The 18,758-nt window shown below is 39.1% G+C and carries 17 protein-coding genes; all 17 read left to right on the top strand.

Annotated elements, in window-relative coordinates; genetic code table 11:
* The first annotated feature begins 28 nt into the window (after positions 1 to 28).
* The 17 genes from fur to spoVAE all read left to right on the top strand — a co-directional run bounded on the left by fur (position 29) and on the right by spoVAE (position 18,753).
* Positions 29 to 535 carry a ferric iron uptake transcriptional regulator gene (fur, locus tag IC619_RS10730; RefSeq protein ID WP_249669823.1) on the top strand — a complete coding sequence of 169 codons (507 nt, stop codon included), beginning with the start codon at positions 29 to 31 and terminating at the stop codon, positions 533 to 535.
* Between the two features lie 174 nt (positions 536 to 709).
* On the top strand, positions 710 to 1,840 hold the full coding sequence (gene ald, locus IC619_RS10735) for an alanine dehydrogenase (protein ID WP_191139807.1): 1,131 nt from the start codon (positions 710 to 712) through the stop codon (positions 1,838 to 1,840).
* Between the two features lie 97 nt (positions 1,841 to 1,937).
* The gene (locus IC619_RS10740) at positions 1,938 to 2,183 is read left to right on the top strand and encodes a DUF4227 family protein (RefSeq protein ID WP_191139762.1); all 246 of its coding nucleotides are present in this window, start codon (positions 1,938 to 1,940) and stop codon (positions 2,181 to 2,183) included.
* Between the two features lie 37 nt (positions 2,184 to 2,220).
* Positions 2,221 to 3,399 carry a phosphopentomutase gene (gene deoB / locus IC619_RS10745; RefSeq protein ID WP_191139761.1) on the top strand — a complete coding sequence of 393 codons (1,179 nt, stop codon included), beginning with the start codon at positions 2,221 to 2,223 and terminating at the stop codon, positions 3,397 to 3,399.
* Between the two features lie 28 nt (positions 3,400 to 3,427).
* Positions 3,428 to 4,249: a purine-nucleoside phosphorylase gene (locus IC619_RS10750; protein ID WP_191139760.1), complete on the top strand. Its 822-nt coding sequence runs from the start codon at positions 3,428 to 3,430 to the stop codon at positions 4,247 to 4,249.
* A 133-nt stretch (positions 4,250 to 4,382) separates the two neighbouring features.
* Positions 4,383 to 5,210, top strand: a complete 828-nt coding sequence (locus tag IC619_RS10755) for a purine-nucleoside phosphorylase (RefSeq protein ID WP_191139759.1) — start codon at positions 4,383 to 4,385, stop codon at positions 5,208 to 5,210.
* A complete protein-coding gene (locus IC619_RS10760; protein ID WP_191139758.1) occupies positions 5,207 to 6,532 on the top strand; it encodes a pyrimidine-nucleoside phosphorylase in 1,326 nt (441 codons plus the stop codon). Before IC619_RS10755 ends, IC619_RS10760 begins: the two co-directional genes overlap by 4 nt.
* 314 nt (positions 6,533 to 6,846) lie before the next feature.
* Complete coding sequence (locus IC619_RS10765) at positions 6,847 to 9,153, top strand: immune inhibitor A domain-containing protein (RefSeq protein ID WP_191139757.1); 2,307 nt, start codon at positions 6,847 to 6,849, stop codon at positions 9,151 to 9,153.
* A gap of 207 nt (positions 9,154 to 9,360) precedes the next feature.
* On the top strand, positions 9,361 to 11,667 hold the full coding sequence (locus IC619_RS10770; RefSeq protein WP_213260884.1) for an immune inhibitor A domain-containing protein: 2,307 nt from the start codon (positions 9,361 to 9,363) through the stop codon (positions 11,665 to 11,667).
* 220 nt (positions 11,668 to 11,887) lie between these two features.
* A complete protein-coding gene (locus IC619_RS10775; protein ID WP_213260886.1) occupies positions 11,888 to 14,194 on the top strand; it encodes an immune inhibitor A domain-containing protein in 2,307 nt (768 codons plus the stop codon).
* Between the two features lie 198 nt (positions 14,195 to 14,392).
* Complete coding sequence (locus IC619_RS10780) at positions 14,393 to 15,577, top strand: D-alanyl-D-alanine carboxypeptidase family protein (RefSeq protein WP_224749714.1); 1,185 nt, start codon at positions 14,393 to 14,395, stop codon at positions 15,575 to 15,577.
* 75 nt (positions 15,578 to 15,652) lie between these two features.
* Positions 15,653 to 16,006: an anti-sigma F factor antagonist gene (spoIIAA, locus tag IC619_RS10785; RefSeq protein ID WP_191139755.1), complete on the top strand. Its 354-nt coding sequence runs from the start codon at positions 15,653 to 15,655 to the stop codon at positions 16,004 to 16,006.
* Positions 16,003 to 16,458, top strand: a complete 456-nt coding sequence (gene spoIIAB / locus IC619_RS10790) for an anti-sigma F factor (RefSeq protein ID WP_191139754.1) — start codon at positions 16,003 to 16,005, stop codon at positions 16,456 to 16,458. The genes spoIIAA and spoIIAB overlap by 4 nt, the downstream gene beginning before the upstream one ends.
* Positions 16,459 to 16,468: 10 nt before the next feature.
* A complete protein-coding gene (sigF, locus tag IC619_RS10795) occupies positions 16,469 to 17,236 on the top strand; it encodes an RNA polymerase sporulation sigma factor SigF (RefSeq protein ID WP_191139753.1) in 768 nt (255 codons plus the stop codon).
* A 120-nt stretch (positions 17,237 to 17,356) separates the two neighbouring features.
* Entirely contained in the window at positions 17,357 to 17,980 is a 624-nt protein-coding gene (locus tag IC619_RS10800) for a stage V sporulation protein AA (protein ID WP_191139752.1), read from the top strand.
* Positions 17,964 to 18,383 carry a stage V sporulation protein AB gene (locus IC619_RS10805; RefSeq protein WP_191139751.1) on the top strand — a complete coding sequence of 140 codons (420 nt, stop codon included), beginning with the start codon at positions 17,964 to 17,966 and terminating at the stop codon, positions 18,381 to 18,383. The genes IC619_RS10800 and IC619_RS10805 overlap by 17 nt, the downstream gene beginning before the upstream one ends.
* A 16-nt stretch (positions 18,384 to 18,399) precedes the next feature.
* Complete coding sequence (gene spoVAE, locus IC619_RS10810) at positions 18,400 to 18,753, top strand: stage V sporulation protein AE (RefSeq protein ID WP_191139750.1); 354 nt, start codon at positions 18,400 to 18,402, stop codon at positions 18,751 to 18,753.
* Positions 18,754 to 18,758: the final 5 nt, after the last annotated feature.

The raw sequence follows: 18,758 nt of genomic DNA on the forward strand, positions 1-18,758 counted from the left end.
ACTTCTTTTACACATCTCCCATATAATGATGAAAGAAAGACAGGGGGGTATTTGTGTGGAAAAACGGGTGAACCAAATCAAACAGCAGCTTTCTGCCCAGAATTATAAATTAACCCCTCAACGGGAAGCGACCGTCCGTGTGTTATTAGAGAATGAAGAAGATCATCTCAGTGCGGAAGATGTTTACTTATTGGTGAAAGAAAAGGCTCCGGAAATTGGTTTAGCGACCGTTTATCGCACATTAGAATTGTTAAGCGATTTACAGATTATCCATAAATTGAACTTTGGAGATGGTGTAACGCGATATGAGTTCCGAGCGGAAGGTGCAGAACATCATCATCATCACCTTTACTGTTTAAATTGTGGATCGGTAGATGAAATTATGGAAGATTTATTAGGACCTATTGAAAAACAAGTCGAATCGGAGTATAATTTTCAGATCGTCGATCATCGCCTCACCTTTCATGGTATATGTAAACGTTGCAGAGGTAAAGTGGAAGATCCCAAAAAGTTATATAGCATCAAACTATCATAACGGTTTCATTCCCTTTTATTCAATTTTAGATGATCGAATAAAAAGAACTCCCCTGCCTTAACGCATGCGGGTTCTTTTGCTTTTTTCTTCAATAACTGATAGGTTCATGCACTTTGGTTCAAAATAGAGAAAACGAGCATGAAAATATCCTATTTTGAAGAAGGTGAACCTAACATGATTATTGGTGTTCCCAAAGAAGTGAAAAATAATGAGAACCGAATTGCGATTTCTCCTGCAGGAGTCGATGCCTTTATTCAACAAGGACATGCGGTTTTTATTGAGAGTCAAGCAGGGGAAGGTAGCGGATTTACAGATTCAGATTTCATTGCGCATGGTGCACAAATCTGTGAAAATGCGATCGAAGTATGGAATCAGGCTGATTTGATATTAAAAGTGAAAGAACCACAACCAGAAGAGTTTAGCTATTTTCGGCCAGGGTTAATTTTATTTACATACCTGCATCTTGCGCCCGAACCAGAACTAACAAAAGCGTTGATGGATCGAGAAGTAACTGCAATCGCTTATGAAACGATTCAAACCGAGGACGGTGCTTTGCCACTTCTTATCCCCATGAGTGAAGTAGCTGGGAGGATGGCCGTGCAAATTGGTGCCCAGTTCTTAGAAAAGTCAAAAGGTGGAAGAGGTGTACTGCTCGGAGGTGTTCCAGGTGTTTTCCCTGCTGATGTCGTGATCATTGGAGGAGGCGTGGTTGGAGCGAATGCAGCTAAAATTGCATTAGGAATGGGCGCTAATGTAACAATTCTTGATATTAATCCGAGAAGACTCCAACAGTTAGACGATCTTTATCAGGGGCGTTTACGCACCTTAATTTCAAACCACTATAACATTGCAAATGCTACACAAAAAGCAGATCTATTAATTGGTGCAGTCTTAATTCCCGGACGTCGCGCCCCTAACTTAGTTACTGAAGACATGGTTAAAAATATGCAACCAGGAGCAGTGGTGGTAGATGTTGCGATTGATCAAGGTGGTTCAATCGCAACAATCGATCGAGTGACAACGCATGCAGATCCGATTTATGTCAAGCATGAGGTTGTACACTATGCTGTTGCCAATATGCCGGGAGCTGTCCCCCGTACTTCTACCTATGCATTAACAAATGTAACCGTTCCGTATGCTTTGCAGATTGCATCTAAAGGCTTAATGAAAGCCTTACAAGCAAATCAAGCGCTGGCTAAAGGGGTTAATGTTGTGAATGGACATGTAACTTATGAGGCAGTAGCTGAAAGCTTAAAGCTTCCATATGTTCCTTTAAATGTTGCTGTACAAGCGAATATCTTATAATGGATAGAGAGGTATGTTGCGAGCTTTCATAAGCATAATTGATCGCTGACTCCCATATGGTATATCAACTCAACATATGGAAAAGGACGGTCTTAAGATGATCATTTCTGCTCGTCATGTGAAGGCTTGGCTTCAGTTTATAACGTTGTTTATTGTTTTTACGTTACTGCTCTATCAAATCATGTCAGTGATCGCACCATTTTTTAAGCCAGATTTTTTATATGAAGAACCCATCGGTGGCGCACGTAAAGTATTTGCTCAACATGCCGAGTCAATCACTCCTAAACAACCGTATGATGCAATCAAGGAAAGATTACAATGGTTTTACTGGTTGGGGGAATAAAACCGGCGCTCGATGGTAGAAATGAGGGGATTTGTTCATGCGATTTTCACGTATTGCCTTTATTGTTTTAGATAGTGTAGGAATTGGAGAATTACCTGATGCCGCACAATATAACGATGAAGGTGCACATACTTTAGGTAACATTGCCACTCATCGTAAGGGATTGCAGTTACCTCAACTTGCTAAAATGGGCTTAGGGAATATTGAATCGGTGGCAGGTGTGGAACCGACCGACTCTCCAACTGCTTACTTTACAAAAATGAGTGAAAAATCAAAGGGAAAGGATACGACTACAGGCCATTGGGAGTTTATGGGCATTTATACAGACACCCCTTTTAAAACATATCCTGATGGTTTCCCTGAAGCATTAATCACATTATTGGAGCAAAAAACAGGTAGAAAAGTAATTGGTAATATTCCAGCATCTGGTACTGAAATTATTGCGCAATTAGGGGAAGAACACATGAAAACTGGCGCATTGATTGTATACACATCTGCTGATAGTGTGTTGCAAATTGCGGCGCATGAAGAAGTTGTTCCCTTAGAAGAGCTTTATCGATGCTGTGAGATTGCACGTGAATTAACACTGGACGAGCAATACTCTGTCATTCGTGTTATTGCTAGGCCATTTATAGGTGAGCCAGGCCATTTCGTGCGTACAGCAAATCGCCACGATTACTCCGTGCAACCCCCTGAACCAACAGTGTTAAATGCGTTAAAAGATGCAGGTCGAGATATGATTGCAATTGGAAAAATTGCTGATATCTATGCGGATGAAGGTGTAACAAAATCGATCCGTACGCAATCAAATATGGATGGGGTCGATCAATTGATTCATGTCTTACAAACGGATTTTGATGGTTTAGCTTTTGTTAATTTAGTAGATTTTGATGCTAAATTTGGACATCGTCGTGATCCCGATGGTTATGCTGAAGCATTGGAAGAATTTGATCAGCGAATGCCTGAAATTCTAGATGTATTAAGAGAAGATGATTTACTTATTATCTCTGCTGATCATGGCAATGACCCTACACATCATGGGACTGATCACACACGTGAATATACACCCCTTCTAGTCTATGGCAAAAATTTGTCCAAGCCTGGAACTTCACTTGGTATACGTGAATCTTTTGCCGACATCGGAGCTACGATAGCCGAAAATTTTGCTGTACAAGCACCTGCGATTGGAAAAAGTTTTCTAAATCAGTTGAAATAGTCGATATGAGAGAGGAAAATGAATAAACATGAGCTTTACAAAACAAGAAATTCAAGAGGCTGCCCATTCGATTAACCAACAAATTGATGTGAAACCCACAATCGGACTTATTCTCGGTTCTGGGTTAGGTGTGTTGAGTGAGGAGATTGAGCATGCGCAGACAATTGCATACCAAGATATTCCTCACTTTCCAGCTTCTACTGTAGAAGGTCATGCTGGTGAATTAATTATCGGACATTTGGAAGGGCGTCCGGTCGTGGTAATGGCAGGGCGGTTTCATCTATATGAAGGACATGATGCAGCAAAGGTCACTTTTCCCATTCGGGTGATGAAAGCACTGGGGGTCGAAACACTGCTGGTAACCAATGCAGCAGGAGGAATCAATGAAGATTTTCAAGCTGGAGACTTAATGTTAATACGTGACCACATTAATTTCATGTTCCGCCATCCCCTAATCGGACCAAATGATGAAGATTTAGGCGTGCGCTTTCCGGATATGTCAGACGCATACGATCCTGAGTTGGGAAAAATAGCTAAAAAAATAGCTTCAAACCAAGGGTTTCATTTACAAGAAGGCACCTATTCGGCTGTTCTCGGGCCGTCATATGAAACACCGGCTGAGATTCGTATGCTACGGAAGCTGGGTGGAGATGCAGTAGGGATGTCTACTGCTCCCGAGGTGATTGCGGCTCGTCATGCTGGTATTCGCTGTTTGGGTATCTCTTGTATAAGCAATATGGCAGCGGGGATATTACCACAACCGCTCAGTCATGAGGAAGTAATGGATACAGCAAACCAAGTAAAGTCAAAGTTTATTGGTTTAGTAAAGGGAATTGTAAAAGCGGTTTAATCATAGATCCCTAAGAAAAATCCATTTTAAAATAATAAAAACATTTATGGTGCTAGTTAATCTTGAGTGTGTACAACATTCTGGTTTACGGCTAACATCACGCGTTAAAAATGAATTAGAGGAGACCAACGAGATGAATCGATTAGTACAAATTGAAGAGGCCAAACATAAAATTAAAAGCTTATGCGCTGTGGAACCTGAAGTTGGATTAATTCTAGGCTCTGGATTAGGTGAGCTTGGCGATGAAATTGAAGAGGCAACTGTAATTCCTTATCATGAAATACCTCATTTTCCAGAGTCAACAGTTGCAGGACATGCAGGACAACTAGTCATTGGAAAATTGGCGGGTAAAAACGTCATTGCGATGCAAGGACGTTTCCATTTTTATGAAGGATACAGTCAACAAGATGTTGTATTCCCTGTTTATGTTATGCGCGCATTAGGCATTCAAGTATTAGTCGTAACGAATGCGGCTGGTGGAATGAATGCTAACTTTAAACCAGGAGACCTAATGGTGATAACGGATCATCTTAATATGACCGGTTCTAACCCGCTGATCGGAAGCAATTTTGAAGAGCTTGGACCGCGTTTTCCAGACATGTCAGCTGCTTACACGCCAGCGTTAAGGGAAATTGCTTTCCAAGTGGCGAAGGAGCAAGGCGTTACCATTCAGCAAGGCGTTTATGCTGGAATTAGTGGTCCCACATATATGACGCCAGCTGAACTCATTATGTTACGTACATTAGGTGGAGATGCTGTAGGGATGTCAACTGTACCTGAGGTTATCGCAGCTAGTCATGGTGGCTTGAAAGTGCTCGGTATATCCTGTATTACCGATATGGCAATCGGAGAGGAACTAGAACCACTAAGCCATGAACAAGTAGTAGCGGTAGCAAATCGGACGAAACCGATCTTTAAGAATTTAGTAAAAGGGATTGTAAAAGAGGTAACGACTTCATGAACACAGTAGAGATCATTCGCAAGAAACGAGATGGTCATGTATTAACGACAGCAGAAATTGATTACATGATATCTGGCTATAGCACAGGAGAAATTCCTGACTATCAAATGTCTGCATGGGCTATGGCTGTTTTTAATCAAGGAATGACAGCAAAAGAGACCGCTGATCTAACAATGGCTATGATTGCTTCTGGCGAACAAGTAGATTTATCACAAATTCAGGGTATAAAAGTAGATAAACATAGCACAGGGGGGGTAGGGGATACAACTACACTCGTACTTGCCCCCTTAGTCGCTACCGCTGGCATACCCGTAGCGAAGCTATCAGGGCGCGGATTAGGGCATACGGGAGGAACGATAGACAAATTAGAATCCATTACAGGGTTTTCGACCGAAATGGAAATCGCGCGTTTCTCTGAACTGGTGAATGAGAACCAAATTGCGGTAATGGGACAAACCGCTAACTTAACCCCTGCGGATAAGAAGCTATATGCCTTAAGGGACGTGACAGCAACGGTAGACTCTATTCCCCTTATTGCAAGCTCGATTATGAGCAAAAAAATTGCAGCGGGTACTGATGCCATTTGTTTAGATGTAAAAACAGGTGATGGGGCCTTTATGAAAGAAGAAGCTGATGCGATTCGATTAGCGGAAGCCATGGTGGAAATAGGAAAACATGTGGGTAGAACGACCATCGCTGTCGTCAGTGATATGAGTCAACCACTAGGAAAAGCCATTGGAAATGCGATTGAAATAGAAGAGGCAATTGACACGCTAGCAGGTAAGGGACCAGAAGATTTAACTGAGCTCAGTCTAGTTTTAGGCGCCCATATGCTTACTTTGTCGCAGAAGTATACCGATGTAGCGAAGGCACGTGAAGCGCTCGAAATCGCTATCCAAAATGGAAGCGCATTAGAAAAGTTAAAGCAATTTGTTGCGGGGCAGAATGGAGATCAGGATCAAATTGAGCATCCTGAGCAGCTACCACAACCGCAGCAAAAAATAGAGGTCAAGATAGAGAAATCTGGATATGTAACAGGGATATTCGCTGAAGAAGTGGGTGTATGTGCCATGTTACTTGGAGCAGGACGTCGTACAAAAGAAGATGAAATTGATCATGCGGTTGGCATTCGTCTTCATAAAAAAGTAGGTGATGAAGTAAAGGCTGGAGATGTTATCGCCACAATGTATGTAAACGATACGCAATATGTCTCTGAAGTCCAAGAAAGATTACTGCAAGCCTATACGATCGCTGATGTACACGTAACACCTGCCAAATTGATTAGATGCATCGTAACAACAGATGGTGTGATGCAATATTAAAAATACCTTCTCAGGAGCTCCCAAACAGCCCTGAGAAGGTATTTTTATATAATCGCGTTAAGATTCATCTATAGGGATGAAACCGAGCGCATCATAGGTGTAAAAACGTTCGTACATGGTTATTTCTAGGTCGCCAAACGGAATAGGATTAGGATACAGTAGAATAATAATTCATATGACTTACCGCAATAAACAATCTCATATAAAATAAAGGGAATATACAAAAAAATAAAACATTAAAATCTATGAATATTATTGCGAAAATATTTAAATAGTTTATAATTATAGTAATTAGTAAAAAAGGAGGAATTATATTGAAACGATTTAAGCGAGTGGCGGTTTTGTTGTCGACTTCTTTGGTAATAGGCATATTGATGAATGTAGCTAGTGTGAGCTCGGCTGAAAATCGATCTCATCTTGAATTAAGTAAGGAAAGTAAGAAATCTAATTATATTGACCGAGCGATTGTAAATGAAGAAAAATTAGCTCGAGCCCTAATGAAAAAAGGAATTTTAAAGGAGAGTGCCACGCCAGCAGAAATACAAAAAGCAGTGACGCAGTATTTACAAAAAGGCGCCAACCCAAACAGTAAAACAGACGGAATCGACATAACGAACAAGTTTGGTAAAAATATTTATAAAAACAAGAAAAAAATACAACGAGATGCCGCTGCTGCCATGACTGGTGAAGAAAATAAATTTAAGAAAAAGAAGAAAACTGAACAGTACACAGATCATGCAGTCGTTGCACTCATTGAGTACTCGGACTTTAAGCACAATCGCATTGAGCGCGAATCCGCAAATGATTTTTGGTTAAGTGATTTTAACGAAAATCACTATGAAAAACTACTATTTTCTAAAAAATTATTTAATTACGAAAATAAGAACTTGATTACTTTTAAGCAATATTACTTAGAGCAATCAAATGACTTTTGGAATGTAGATGGGGTCGTTACACCGTGGATTCAAGCAAAACACACGGCTGCGTATTATGGTGCCCCCCATATAACCGATACGTTTACAATGAATGATATTCTTCCACAAGAACTGGTGAAGGAGACTTTAGAGACCGTTGGACAGCAAATCGCTGGCAACGAAGCAAAGTTTGACCAACGCGATCCCTATGACCTTGATGGTGATGGAAATGTGATGGAGTCGGATGGTTTGTTGGACAACCTATTTGTCGTACATGCAGGTAAAGGAGAAGAAGCAGGAGGTGGTGTACAAGGTGCAAATGCCATCTGGTCACATCGTTCTGTTATTGGTAACCAACCCGTTGAGATTCCAGGAACTAGTTTAATGGCTTATGATTATATTATTCAACCAGAAGATGGTGCGGTTGGCGTATTTGCACATGAATATGGGCATAATTTAGGTTTACCTGATGAGTATGATACCTCAAGAATTGGATCAGGTGCACCTGTTGAATATTGGTCCCTAATGGCTGCTGGGAGTTGGTCAGGTAAAACACCAGGTACAGAACCAACTGGACTTAGTCCATGGGCAAAACTATTCTTTAATGAAATATTTGGTGGGGGTTGGCCTAAGCCTAAAACCATTGATTATGATGCATTGGATAAAAATAAGGGGCACCAATATACATTAAAAGAAGCTGTTGCAAAAACGGATGAGGGTAAACTAATTAAAATTGATTTACCAGATAAATTAGTTGATCCTGTTACACAACCACTGGGGAAAAAGTCCTATTTTTCTACCAAAGGTGATGGTTTAAATACCAAAATGACATCTACTGAAATTGATTTGACAGGTAAATCAACAGCAAAATTATCCTTTGCGTCATTTAGAGATATTGAAGCGGGGTATGACTATTTATATGTAAATGTATATGAGGACGGAGCAACTGAGCCCACCTTACTTATTGCGTATGATGATATCACAAATGGTTGGGAGCAAGAAGAGCTCGACTTAACGGCTTTTACCGGTAAGAAAATTAAAATTGAATTTAATTATATAACAGATTTAGTTTGGTCAAACGAAGGGTTCTATGTGGATAATATCGCAGTAGAAGCTGATGGTGAAGTTGTATTTACTGATGATGCAGAAAGCGAAGCGAAATTCATGTTAGCAGGATTTGAGTTATTTGACGGCTCTCAACTTTCTTTTCCACACTATTATATGATTGAGTATCGTACACATAACGGTGTCGATAAGGGTTTAAAGCATCTCCGCTTGAATAATAGTTTGTTAGAATATGATTCAGGTGTATTGGTTTGGTATTATGATGGTAGTTATGGTACGGATAATATGGTCGGATTCCATCCTGGGGAGGGATTCTTGGGAGTAGTTGATGCACACCAACGAGGTCATTACTGGAATGATGGTATAATAGCGAGCACGTTCCTTCAAATTAATGATGCTGCATTTGGTCTCAAGCAAACTTCCGAAATGGATGTTGAGTATGGTGGTTATTGGATACAATATCAACCTTTAAACCCAGTAAAAGTATTTAATGATGAACACGATTACACCAGTCCCTACCTATCAGAAGCGGGAAAGATATTACCTAATTATGGCTTAAATATTGAAGTGACAAAAGCGAAAGAAAGTGATCGCTTCAGTAAATTGAATTATGCAAGAATTGAAATTACCAAGACAAAATAAAGTAAAAATCTTCCCTCTTATTTAGGAGGGAAGATTTTTTAATAGTATAATTATAATTGTTATATAATATCGATTTTGTAAAATAAATAGCAATAATGTATTAACTGGAATAATTGGAAATGAAAACCAAAAGAAATATGTTGCAAAATTATCTAATTTGTTTATAATTAAGTTTGTATTTTTAAAAATAGAAGAGGGGGAATTGGTTTGAATCTACGCAAGCCAGTAGTCGCTTTGTTATCGACTTCTTTGGTAGTTGGAGCGATGGTGAGTATGCCGAGCATTAGTTTAGCAAAAAATTCATCAGAGGCCCAATTACTCAAAAAGGTTGAAAGAAACGATCATATTGATTGGGCGATTGTAAATGAAGAAAAATTAGCGAGATCTCTAGTGGAGAAAGGGACTTTAAAAGAAGATGCCACTCCAGCTGAGATTGAAAAAGCAGTGACTAAATTTGTACAAAAAGGTGAAAATCCGAACAGTAAAACAGAGGGAATTGATACATCTAGTAAGTTCGGTAAAAAAGCGTACAAAAACAAGAAAAAACTACAGAAAGATGTCGCCAATATCATTTCTGGCTTGAAAAACAAATTCAAGAACAAGAAGAAAACTGAGCAGTACACAGATAATGCAGTCGTTGCACTTATTGAGTATTCGGACTTTAAACACAATAGCATCGAACGCGAATCTGCAAATGATTTCTGGTTGAGTGATTTTAACCAAGAGCATTATGAAAAATTATTGTTCTCTAAAAAACCATTCAAATTTGAAGGTAAAAACTTAATTACGTTTAAACAATATTACTTAGAACAATCGAATGGTTTCTGGGATGTAGATGGGGTTGTTACACCTTGGATTCAGGCTAAGAACACAGCTGAATATTATGGTGCACACTACAAAACAGACACATTTGAAATGAACGATGTTCGTCCACGTGAGCTCGTAAAAGAGACTTTAGAAACCGTCGGTAAACAAATCGCTGGAAACGAAGCGAAATTTGACCAACGCGATCCATATGATATCGATGGCGATGGCAACGTGATGGAAGCCGATGGTCTATTGGACAACCTCTTCATCGTACATGCAGGTATGGGTGAGGAAGCAGGCGGTGGCGCACAAGGTGAAAATGCGATCTGGTCGCATCGTTCTGTAATCGATAACCAACCCGTTGAAATTCCTGGGACAAGCTTAATGGCTTATGATTATATCATTCAACCAGAAGATGGTGCGGTTGGTGTATTTGCACATGAATATGGGCATAATCTCGGACTACCAGATGAGTACGATATTGCATACTCCGGTGAAGGATCACCTGTTGGTTACTGGTCTCTCATGTCAGGCGGTAGTTGGTCTGGAAAAACTTTAGGAACTGAACCGACTGGATTCAGTCCATGGGCAAAACTGTTCTTCAATGAAACATTTGGTGGGGAATGGCCTAATCCAAAAACGATTGATTATAATGCATTAGTTGAAAATAAAGGATATCGATATACGCTTAAAGAAGCAGTTGCCAAAACGGATGAAGGTAAATTAATCAAAATTGATTTACCGGATAAACTGGTTGACCCAATCACGCAACCGCTTGGAACAAAATCTTATTTTTCTACTAAAGGTGACGAACTAAACACCAAAATGACATCTACTGAAATTGATCTAACAGGTAAGTCTGCAGCTAAGCTTTCCTTTGAATCATTCAGAGATATCGAACCAGGTTATGATTATTTATATGTGAATGTATATGCGGATGGAGCAACAGAGCCAACTCAACTCATTGCATATGATGATACAACTAATGGTTGGGTGAAAGAAGAACTTGACTTAACGGCATTCGCAGGTAAGAAGATTAAGATCGAGTTTAACTATGTTACAGATATGGCTTGGGTGCAAGAAGGTTTCTATGTGGATAACATTGCAGTAGAAGCTGACGGTGAAGCTGTATTTACGGATAATGCAGAAGGTGAAGCGAAATTTACGCTAGCTGGATTTGAATACTTCGATGGAGCTAAGGTACCTTTCCCTCACTACTATATGGTTGAATACCGCACACATAATGGTGTAGATAAAGGATTAAAGCATATCCGTCGTAGCAACAGCCTACTTGAATATGATCCAGGTGTTGTCGTTTGGTACTATGACGGTAGTTATGGAACGGACAACATGACTGGAAACCATCCTGGGGAAGGTTTCTTGGGAGTGGTAGATGCTCATCAACGAGGACATTACTGGAGTAGTGGTCAAATTGCTGATACCCGTTATCAAATCAGTGATGCAGCATTTGGTCTGAAGAAAACGTCAAAAATTGATGTTCAATATCCAGACTTTGGTATGCGTTATGAGCCTTTAAACCCAATTAAAGTCTTTAATGATAGCAATGATTATTCTAGTCCGTATCTACCAGAAGCGGGTAAGTTATTACCTAATTATGGGTTAAATATTGAAGTGAAGAAAGTAAAAGAAAGTAATCGCTTCAGTAAATTAAATTATGCTAGAATTGAAATCACTAAGACGAAATAATAAAAAGCAAACTTTCATCTCCTAGGAGATGAAAGTTTGCTTTTACAGATTTAATTCTGAATATACTGATCTGAAAAATGATGGGTGTCTAATATAAAAATATGCAATTGCTAATTATTTTCATACAAATGGAATTATAATCCATAAAAATGATGTTGCAAAATAATCTAATTTGTTTATAATTAAGTTTGTATTTCAATAAATTGAGGGAGGAATCGGTTTGAATCTAAACAAGCCAGTAATCGCTTTACTTTCAACCTCTTTAGTAGTCGGAGCGATGTTGAGTGTACCAACTGCAAGTTTCGCAAAGAACTCATCACAGCCCCCGTTGCATAAAGAAGTGGAAAAAAAAGATCATATTGATTGGGCGATTGTAAACGAAGAAAAATTAGCTAAATCTCTAGTGGACAAGGGTGTTTTGAAAGAAAACGCTACTCCAGCTGAGATTGAAAAAGCAGTAACTGAGTTTGTACGAAAAGGTGAAAATCCAAATAGTGCTACGGAAGGGATTGATACTTCCAGTAAATTTGGTAAAAAGATTTACAAAAACAAGAAAAAGTTACAAGAAGACGTCGCCAATACCATATCTGGCTTGAAGGGTAAATTTAAGAACAAGAAGAAAACTGAAAAATACACAGATCATGCAGTCGTTGCACTTATTGAATATTCAGACTTTAAGCACAATAGCATCGAACGCGAATCTGCAAATGATTTCTGGTTGAGTGATTTTAATCCACAACATTATGAAAATCTTTTGTTTTCTAAAAAACCATTTAAGTATGAAGGTAAAAATTTGATTACCTTTAAGAAATACTACTTAGAGCAATCCAGCGGTTTTTGGGATGTAGATGGAGAAGTTACACCGTGGATTCAGGCTAAGCACACAGCTGAATACTATGGTGCACACTACAAAACAGACACATTTGAATTGAACGACGTTCGTCCTCGTGAGCTTGTAAAAGAGACTTTAGAAACCGTCGGTAAACAAATCGCTGGAAACGAAGCGAAATTTGACCAACGCGATCCATATGATATCGATGGCGATGGCAACGTGATGGAAGCCGATGGTCTATTGGACAACCTCTTCATCGTACATGCAGGTATGGGTGAGGAAGCAGGCGGTGGCGCACAAGGTGAAAATGCGATCTGGTCGCATCGTTCTGTAATCGATAACCAACCCGTTGAAATTCCTGGGACAAGCTTAATGGCTTATGATTATATCATTCAACCAGAAGATGGTGCGGTTGGTGTATTTGCACATGAATATGGGCATAATCTCGGACTACCAGATGAGTACGATATTGCATACTCCGGTGAAGGATCACCTGTTGGTTACTGGTCTCTCATGTCAGGCGGTAGTTGGTCTGGAAAAACTTTAGGAACTGAACCGACTGGATTCAGTCCATGGGCAAAACTGTTCTTCAATGAAACATTTGGTGGGGAATGGCCTAATCCAAAAACGATTGATTATAATGCATTAGTTGAAAATAAAGGATATCGATATACGCTTAAAGAAGCAGTTGCCAAAACGGATGAAGGTAAATTAATCAAAATTGATTTACCAGATAAACTGGTTGACCCAATCACGCAACCGCTTGGAACGAAATCTTATTTCTCCACTAAAGGTGACGAATTAAACACCAAAATGACATCTACTGAAATTGATCTAACAGGTAAGTCTGCAGCTAAGCTTTCCTTTGAATCATTCAGAGATATCGAACCAGGTTATGATTATTTATATGTGAATGTATATGCGGATGGAGCAACAGAGCCAACCCAACTCATTGCATATGATGATACGACCGATGGTTGGGTGAAAGAAGAACTTGACTTAACGGCATTTGCAGGTAAGAAGATTAAGATCGAGTTTAACTATGTTACAGATATAGCTTGGGTGCAAGAAGGTTTCTATGTGGATAACATTGCAGTAGAAGCTGACGGTGAAGCTGTATTTACGGATAATGCAGAAGGTAAAGCGAAATTTACGCTAGCTGGATTTGAATACTTCGATGGAGCTAAAATAGCTTTTCCTCACTACTATATGGTTGAATACCGTTCACATAATGGTGTAGATAAAGGATTGAAGCATATCCGTCGTAGCAACAGCCTACTTGAATATGATCCAGGTGTTGTCGTCTGGTACTATGACGGTAGTTATGGAACGGACAACATGACTGGAAACCATCCTGGGGAAGGTTTCTTGGGAGTAGTAGATGCTCATCAACGAGGACATTACTGGAACAATGGCAACATTGCTGATACCCGTTATCAAATCAGTGATGCAGCATTTGGTCTGAAGAAAACGTCAAAAATTGATGTTCAATATCCAGACTTTGGAATGCGTTATGAGCCTTTAAACCCGATTAGGGTCTTTAATGATAGCAATGATTATACAAGCCCATACCTTCCTGAAGCGGGTAAAAAATTACCTAATTATGGCTTGCAAATCAAAGTTAAGAAAATTAAAGATGGGAAATTCCTCCGCAAAGATGGTTACGCTAAAATTGAAGTGATCAAAACAAAATAATTGATGGTAAAAAACTTTTGTCTTGTACAAGACAAAAGTTTTTTATTTTTATATGCCTAAAAATATGCCTAAAAACATCTACCTCTAACAATTTCCCCTTAGCCTGATCCTTTTATACCTATATACATTTTCACCTATAGGGATATTTACCTCCACATTCGTTAAAACTAGAACTACCTTGAAATGGAGGGAGATATCATGTTGAAGTCGTTTTGGGCTAAGGTGTTAGTTTGTCATTTATTTTGTATGTTTTTTGTACCTACCTTATCTGTAAAAGCCGAACAAAATTTAGCGCCAGAGGCCCAGTCTGCTATACTGATGGATGCAAATTCTGGTACGATTATTTTTGAGAAAAATGGAAATAAACGTTTGGCTCCTGCGAGCATTACCAAAGTGATGACTATGTTACTCATTATGGAGGCCATTGAAAAGAAGAAGATCGCATTAAACGATGAAGTAAATGTAAGCGAATATGCTGCATCTATGGGAGGATCGCAAATATTTCTAGAGCCTGGAGAAAAAATGAGGGTTGACGAGCTGTTAAAAGCGATATCAATTGCTTCAGCAAATGATGCCTCTGTAGCAATGGCCGAATATATTGGTGGCACTGAGGAGCAATTTGTCGAAATGATGAATAAGAAAGCAAAACAAATGGGGCTTAAAAATACACACTTTCAGAATCCGAATGGCTTGCCTGCTGAAAATCATTATTCATCTGCGCGCGATATTGCCCTTTTATCTAAGGAACTCTTAAACTATGAACAAATTACAAAATACACCGGTCTATATCAAGATTATCTTAGGCAAGATACAAAAAAACCATTTTGGCTTGTAAACACAAACCGTTTAGTTCGCTTTTATGATGGGCTTGATGGATTAAAAACGGGATATACCTCTATTGCTAAGTTTTGTTTGACGGCTACTGCCAAAAAAAATGATTTCCGTTTAATTGCTGTGGTGATGGGGGAACCGAATGGTAAAAAAAGAAATCAAGAAGTGACAAGGATGCTTGACTATGGATTTAGCCAGTATACAAGTCATATTGTTTTTCGAAAAGGAGATCTCATCGCCCAAAAAGAGATTGAAAAAGGGGACCCTGAACAAGTGCAAATTCGTGCAAAACATCCTTTTAGTTTGTTGCTAAAAAAAGGGGATGATCCTAAGCAATATCAGCAAAAAATCAGATGGAGCAATTTGCAGGCTCCGATTCCCGAAGGAGAAGTGCTTGGGCATTTAACCTACGAAAAAGATGGGAAATCGGTTGCGCATATGGAATTAGTTACGACAGAAAAAATAGAAGAAGCAAGTTTTTGGACTACGATTAAACATACATTAAATGAAGTGTTGTTTATCTCGGATGAAAAAGAAAAAGTAGTCGATTAAGGTTTTAACTTTGGGAAGGAAAGAATAGGAAGTTCGTAGAAATAAGAGAGAAACAGCTAAAGGGGGAAACGAGCTTTGAGCCTGACTGTAAGCGTGAGAAATAGTCGAAATGTACTTATTATAGGGTTAGTAGGTGAATTGGATCATCACACAGCTACGCGTGTTCGGGAAACCATAGATCGGGAGCTAGTAGGTGGTGGGGCTGAGCATCTCGTAATCAATTTAGCGCAGTTAGACTTTATGGATAGTTCTGGATTAGGCGTGCTACTGGGAAGGTTTAAAAAAGTAGCGCAAAATGGCGGTAAAATGAGTTTATGTAGAATAAAACCATCTGTATACCGATTGATGGAAATGTCTGGCCTGTTTAAGGTAATGCCAATATACGAAGATGAACACAGTGCGATTCAAGCTTGTGAGGTGGCTTCATGATGGGAATTTATCGAAACCAGATGGAGATAAAGTTTTCAAGTCGCTCTGAGAATGAAGCTTTTGCACGAGTTGCAGTTGGCGCTTTTATATCTCAACTTGATCCCACATTAGAAGAATTGACTGATATTAAGACCGTTGTGTCAGAAGCGGTAACCAACGCTGTGATTCACGGTTATGAAGAAGATATTACCGGAATGGTTTATATTCGTGCTGAAATCGAAGGGACTACAATTAAGTTGACGATACAAGATCAAGGTATCGGAATCACTGATATCAAGGAAGCGCGACAACCTCTATTCACATCAAAGCCCGAGTTAGAGCGCTCGGGAATGGGTTTTACCATTATGGAAAACTTCATGGACGAAGTGGCCATTCAATCAAACCCTGGTCAAGGAACAACGATTTATTTAGTGAAAAATCTAAAAAACCATCAGCAAACGATGGCAAATTGAGGGATTTGAAATGGAGGCAGATGTACGAAATAATAAGCATCGACACTTGTCCGATAATGAAGTGAAAAAACTGATACGAGCTAGTCAAGATGGAGATCATGAAGCGCGTGATCGATTAGTAAATCACAATATTCGCTTAGTGTGGTCCGTTGTACAACGATTTTTAAATCGCGGTTACGAGCCGGAGGATTTGTTTCAAATCGGATGTATTGGCTTGTTAAAGGCTGTTGATAAATTTGATTTGAGTTATGATGTGAAGTTTTCAACTTATGCGGTTCCCATGATTATCGGAGAAATCCAACGTTTCTTACGAGATGATGGCATGGTCAAGGTAAGCCGATCTTTAAAAGAATTAGCTAATAAAGTAAGAAAAACAAAAGATGAATTATCGAAAAAGTTGAATCGAGCACCCACCATTCATGAAATTGCAAATGAAATGAAGGTAGATTCAGAAGAGATTGTATTTGCACAAGAAGCAAATCGAGCGCCGACTTCGATTCATGAGACTGTTTTTGAAAATGACGGGGATCCCATTACACTCATGGATCAAATTGCTGATGATACAGAGAAATCTTGGTTTGATCGAATTGCATTGAAAGATTCAATTGGGCGATTAAGTGAAAGAGAGCAATTAATTGTTTATCTTCGCTATTATAAGGATTACACACAATCTGAAGTGGCAGAACGGCTTAGCATTTCTCAAGTGCAAGTATCGCGATTGGAAAAGAAAATTATTGCCAGAATGCGTGAAGATTTTGGTAAATCAATAGAACCCTAAACAAAAGATTCTTTTTCCATTTATAGGAAAAAGAATCTTTTGTTTTATTTCGGTAGTGTAAAATAATTGGGGGTGGTGCATACTAAGCATGATTTCAGTTTTGGTAGAGAGGTGATCTGTTTGGAACCACCTATATATATAAGATTAAAGAAAAAGAAAATAACCTCACCAGGCTGTATACTCTCTATTCAAGATGTGTGTCAATACACGATGCAAAATCGCTTTCCTGATATAGGTGGCATTCCGGTATATGAAGTGAAAATAGAGCATGGGAGTTTTGCTGTCTTAGAGGCAATTGACATTATTCGCTTAATTCAAGAGCAATATCCGCATTTAGATATTCGAAATACAGGGCCACTTCACACCATTATAGAAGTAAAAGGCAAAGCGCATAAGCCTCATTTGTCGCTGGTTATACTGGTTTGGTTACTCCTTTTTATTGGATCTGGTTTAGCCATCATGAATTTTCACGCGGATGTAAGTATGCAAGCGGTTCATGAACGGATTTACTTTTTGCTAACGGGTGAGAAAAGTAAGAGTCCATTATTTTTACAAATTCCCTATTCAATAGGGATTGGTGTTGGCATGATCCTTTTTTTTAACCACATGTTTAAAAGGAGATTTAATGAAGAGCCAAGCCCGATGGAGCTGGAAATGTATATGTATCAAGAAACTATAGACCAGTACGTGATCAATGATGAAAAACAGAAAGTGGATAAAATAAAACATGATCAATCTATATGATGGATTTTTAATCATCATTGGCTTGGCAAGTGGCTTTGTAGTTGGAAGCGGGTTTGTTGCTTTTATTACGGTGTTAGATATTGTGCCGAGATTAGCACAAATTACCCGAACCTATCATTCAATACGCTCCTATGAGTACGGGATTAGTTTAGGGGTACTGGTTTTTACGTGGTTGGATTTTTTTAATGTAGTGCTTGGATTTCCTATTTTAATGACTAGTTTTATAGGCGCATCTATGGGTATTTTTGTGGGTATGTTGGCTGCGGCATTAACTGAAGTCGTAAATGTGATTCCCATCACGGTAAAACGATTACATATGCAGAGATATTTAACGTACTTACTGATGGCTATGGCTTTAGGAAAAGTTGTGGGTTCTTTGTTTGAATGGCTTATCTATCTTTGAATGGGAGTGGTCATAAATGGGTTCATTCTGGGCAGCATTTTTAGTGGGTGGGTTGATCTGTGTAATTGGCCAACTTTTATTAGATCTTACCCCGTTTACACCTGCTCACGTACTAAGTACGTTGGTTGTGGCTGGTGCGGTTTTAGATGGAATTGGGTGGTATGAGCCTTTGATCGAGTTTGCTGGAGCTGGTGCAACAGTACCGATCACCAGTTTTGGAAATGCATTGGTTCATGGTGCACTTATCGAAGCGAATAAACATGGTATTATCGGTGTATTTACAGGTATATTCCAAATCACAAGTGCAGGTATATCAGCGGCGATCATTTTTGGTTTTCTTACTGCTGTCATTTTTAAACCAAAAGGTTGAGAAGA

Origin of the sequence: Polycladospora coralii, assembly GCF_014773435.2 — a bacterium.
Classification (GTDB): domain Bacteria; phylum Bacillota; class Bacilli; order Thermoactinomycetales; family Thermoactinomycetaceae; genus Polycladospora; species Polycladospora coralii.